The organism is Paenisporosarcina sp. TG20, from assembly GCF_000286315.1.
Classification (GTDB): domain Bacteria; phylum Bacillota; class Bacilli; order Bacillales_A; family Planococcaceae; genus Paenisporosarcina.
This window is the reverse complement of the sequence record NZ_ALJG01000117.1, coordinates 1-3,823: the sequence shown is the minus strand read 5'-3', so window position 1 is coordinate 3,823 and position 3,823 is coordinate 1. Positions and strand designations below refer to the sequence as shown.

Here is a 3,823-nt window from a genome sequence, read left to right as displayed (position 1 = left end):
ATCACCTTGGTCACGGATTCAGGCTTTACATAATATGTTCACATTGCAATACGAGAAAAGAAACAACTACACAAACATAGATAAACTCTACTATTAGACTTTATTAATCTGAATTTTCCCAATAACTCAAACTTCTTAGTATGCTAGATTTGATTTAGCAACAAAAATACAGTTTTTAAAAGGAGCAAACAAGATGAAAAGATCGAAAAAAATCATTATGAGTCTTTTGCTAAGTGCAAGTCTAGCCATTCCTACTGTTGGTGCGAGTGCTGAGACAATAAGTGCTAGAGATGGTGAATTAGCTGCAAAGAATGGTGAGAAATTCCGTGTGTATGTGGAAGCATCTGACCAATCAACAAAATCAGTACTAAAAGGGCAGTACAAAGCAAGATGGGAACTTACTGAAAATGGTTTCTCTACTGAAATGAACGAAAAACAATTTATTGCACTCCAAAAAAATAAAAATATTGAAGTGACAAAAGTTCAGATAGTTAGCCTTGATGCGGATTTTAGAGCAACTCAAAGTCAAGTGACTGCAGCTGAATATCCATCTCATCAAACACCTTGGGGAATCAAGGCTATTTATAATAACAGTTCTCAAACCACTACTTCAGGTGGACAAGGCATTAATATTGCGGTACTCGATACAGGCGTAAATATTAATCACTACGATTTAACAAACACAGTCGAGCAATGTAAAAACTTTACGGGTTCTACAACTGTTATAAGTGGATGTAACGATGCCCATGGACATGGTACACATGTAGCTGGTTCAGCATTAGCTGACGGCGGTAGCGATGGCGCAGGAATTTATGGAGTTGCCCCAAGTTCTGACTTATGGGCATATAAAGTACTTGGCGATAATGGATCAGGATATTCTGATGATATTGCTGCAGCGATACGTCATGCGGCAGACCAAGCAACGTATACAGGAACAAAAACAGTAATCAATATGTCTCTTGGTTCAGCAGGAAATGATAGTTTAATTTCAAATGCAGTAACTTATGCTTATAACAAAGGAGTTCTAGTAGTAGCAGCAGCTGGAAACGAAGGTCCAAATCAAGGAACAATAGGATATCCAGGAGCACTTGTCAATGCAGTGGCTGTAGCGGCACTTGAAAACGTTCAGCAAAACGGTACTTACCGCATTGCAGACTTCTCTTCACGCGGCTATGCTTCGACAGATGGTGATTACTACATTAACCAAGGCGATGTAGAAATCTCAGCGCCGGGTGCAGCAATTTATTCAACATGGAACAATGGTGGATATAATACAATTAGTGGTACATCAATGGCAACACCACACGTTGCTGGTTTAGCATCAAAAATCTGGTCTGCAAATCCAGGCTGGACGAATAAACAATTACGTGCAAACCTCCAAAACCGTGCTAAAGCGGTAGACATTAAAGGTGGATACGGCGCTACTACTGGTGATGATTATGCATCAGGATTTGGTTTTGCACGAGTGAAATAACAAACAGAATAGTTTTTAAGGCTAGCCAGATATTGGTTAGCCTTTTTTAGTTTTGTAGGATTACACCAGCACCCAAAACCCCTCTCAAATCGATACGGCTTGCATTGTACGATTAAACCACTTAGACCATTACGGATTTGGCTAACTAGAGAATGATCACCAAATGTTTAAAGAGCAAGCGGCCGAAGATACAATTTCGGCCTTTTATTACTTACTTTATTTGGGACACAATCTGATTTCTTCTTATAATTGGTAAGAAAGTACTTGTTACAATTTAGTTATAAATAAGTAATGAGTAAATAGTATTACAAAAATTAATCTAATAAACCCGAATGTGTAATACATTAGGAAAAACAGATACAGTTACCTTAAATATTAGGAAATTTTACATATATTTATAATTGATAATAAAGACGGATGTAAATATTTTCAAATACTCTGTAAACTGTGACTATACTATTTCGGTTTACTTAATATCTGAACTAGTATGGCGCCAAGGTACTTGATCGAAGTTTCACTTTGTTATTTAAACCATAAGGAGGAGATTTGATGAAGAACAAATTTTGGATTCATTCAGCATTAGCAAGTGTCTTGATATTACCTTTTGGAGGAACAGCTGTTTTTGCCCATGACGAACTCGGTGGCTCTGCTGAAAAAGGACAAAATTTAGCCGGAAGTGAATTGGCTTCCCCGTTATTAGAAGGCAGTAAAAACATGAGTAATCTTAAAGAAGTTGCGGCTGTTCCTTTGAAAGAAATTCGGGAGGGAGTCAAAAATTCTACAGGAGATGTGTATGCCCATAAAGGATACGCGTACCTTGGAACTCATTCAGCAAATGGCGGTGCTGGCGGTGTCCGAGTGTTTGACATGAAGGATCCATCTAATCCAGTCGAAGTTTCATCTTTTGCTACGATTGAGGGTACTTGGCAAGAAAAGGTTATCGTTAAGACTGTAAACACGGAGCATTTTAAAGGAGATCTAGCTGTAGTAAGTGTACAGCAACTTGATCGTCATAATCCCGACACCAAGGGAGGATTTGTTCTGTATGATGTGACGAATCCAGAAGAACCTAAAGAATTAGGTTTCTGGGAATCACCTTCTCCAGCACGTGGTACACATGAGCTCTATTTAACTGTTCAAGGAAATAACGTTTATGTATTGACTGCTGATTGCTATGCAGACTATTACTCTAATGGCGAGAATATGGATGTTTCATTTGTAGACGTCAGTAATCCTACTAATCCAGAAACGATTTATGAGTTTGATCCGCGTGATCATATTGAATCAGTAAGCGATGAAAATTACAATGGCTATAATTGGACAGACGAAGAAGGAATTAGTAGAACAGCCTTTGCACACAGCGTAAAAACAAACGGAAACGGAACAACTGCTTACCTTTCATACTGGGATCTAGGTACAATTATTCTGGATATTAGCGATGCTAAGAACCCTGTTTACTTAGGGAAAACAGACTTCGCTTCAAATGTCCAGGGTGCAGCACATTCAATGGATCTTGCAAAAGGTGGTAACATTCTTATTGAAACAAGAGAAGTTTTTGGTCCAGTGCGAAATGGATTTGAATCCTCTTATGGATATACGATGATTTATGATATTAAAGATAAAACAAACCCTGAACTCCTGAGTACTTTCAAGACTGATTTTACCGGAAAAATTCCTGGAGGATCTACTGTACATGATCCAAAAGTGCACGGGAATACGCTTTACCTATCCCACTATTCAGGTGGAGTTAGAGTTGTTGATATTACAGACCCATCATCTCCAGTTGAAACTGGTGCATATATTCCAAGTAAATCAAATATTTGGGGAGTATTCGTAGATAGAAACTACGTACTTGCATCTGATATGGGACAAGGACTAAAAGTATTACAAAAAAATGGTCAAAATTCTCCAATTGCAAAATCGGGTAATCAGAATCAATAGGTTTGGTAGATGAAGAAATTTGTAGAAAATAATTAAAAAGAAGCTGCTGAAAAAAAATTTCAGCAGTTTCTTTATTGTGTTTAGTTCATACATCCACTCTACTCTTATTGAAATTTGAGTTTTTTTCTATAAAAAATTATATAATCGAGTCAATTTCATAACTCCTCAATTAGGTAATAAACACGACCATTTAATTGTTATCCGTTAATTTTAGACAGGTATCGTTTGATTGTAGCGCAATGCGGCGACTCCAGTGGGAACAGCACGAGCTGAAAGCCCCGCAGGAACACTAAGGAACGAAGGCTAAGAGCGTCACTACGCGAGGCAATGTCTTCGCGGGCCAACATCCTGTTGGCCCGCGGAGATTGAATCCGTGCCCCCCCGAAAAGCGTCCGCATGGAGCGGAAA

The 3,823-nt window shown here is 38.5% G+C and carries 2 protein-coding genes; both read left to right on the top strand.

Annotated features, from left to right (window positions below):
• Positions 1 to 193: 193 nt before the first annotated feature.
• Positions 194 to 1,474: a S8 family serine peptidase gene (locus B371_RS0101140; RefSeq protein ID WP_019412493.1), complete on the top strand. Its 1,281-nt coding sequence runs from the start codon at positions 194 to 196 to the stop codon at positions 1,472 to 1,474.
• 549 nt (positions 1,475 to 2,023) lie between these two features.
• Positions 2,024 to 3,415, top strand: a complete 1,392-nt coding sequence (locus B371_RS0101135) for an LVIVD repeat-containing protein (protein WP_019412492.1) — start codon at positions 2,024 to 2,026, stop codon at positions 3,413 to 3,415.
• Positions 3,416 to 3,823 lie beyond the last annotated feature (408 nt).